Raw genomic sequence first — 850 nt, forward strand, 5'->3', positions numbered from 1 at the left:
AGCACTCACATCAGCTACACTGACCAAAGCAGCATAGCTAACCCCCGACGTGTCCACTTTCCGGGGGTCAGGCCCGATGACGCGTTGCGCATGGACGAGACAACGCTGAATCATCGCGTTTGGCCAGCAGGCTTTAATCGCGGTGAGTGCGCCTTGTCCGACGTCGATGACGACGCAGAGCGGCTCGGCGATTTTGCGAAGAAGCTGCGTGTATGCGTGGACAGTTTCGTGTTTGGTCCAGTGCCAAGCAATGACGTGGTGGCGTCGATGAAGATCTGCTCGTAGACGCGCTGCGGGGCACCGTCGTTGGGGACGTCGATGAGCCAAAACGGTTCAATCGGCGATCAAGTGTCCAACGACTCACCCTTTGTTGCCCGGCGAGTTCAGACAACGTCACTGTGGAGGTGACATAGGAGATGAAGGCTTTAAAGTCGCAGGCCTGAGTGAGATCGGTGCGGGTTCGTGTCGTGGAGCTGCCGCAGTTCGGGTCTTTGCACCGCCACCTGGTTGTGCCTTTGGATGTGGTTCCGTTTTTCTTCATTTGCCCAGCACATACCGGGCATCGTGGTCTGTTTTTACTCACCCGGAAAGCACACCAGAGAGTGTCTGATGGTTTGTGTGTGGGTACCTAACCTGCATGAGGAGATGAACCAGAATGACTACTGTGGCGAGACGAGATCTAAGCTGATAAGGCCAAGATTGATGCGATTGAAAAGAAGCTGCTTGCTAATCCTGACATCGCGAAACTGATTGATGACCTAGGCACGTCGACAACGGATGCCAATGACCTAGTTCGGGGCATGCTACAAGCCTCTATTACCCGCGGCTTGAATGCTGAAATGGATACCCA

Annotated in this window: 2 pseudogenes; one reads left to right on the forward strand and one right to left on the reverse strand. The window is 54.6% G+C overall.

The features are described 5' to 3' along the window. Positions 1-583: pseudogene (locus ABRP98_RS11730) on the reverse strand (transposase-like zinc-binding domain-containing protein); the annotation flags it as partial. A gap of 115 nt (positions 584-698) precedes the next feature. Between ABRP98_RS11730 and ABRP98_RS11735 the strand changes: the two are divergent. Further along, a pseudogene (locus tag ABRP98_RS11735) lies at positions 699-850 on the forward strand (IS256 family transposase); the annotation flags it as partial.

The sequence above is a fragment of the Corynebacterium sp. KPL2838 genome (genome assembly GCF_040225455.1).
GTDB classification, from domain to species: Bacteria; Actinomycetota; Actinomycetes; order Mycobacteriales; family Mycobacteriaceae; genus Corynebacterium; species Corynebacterium rhinophilum.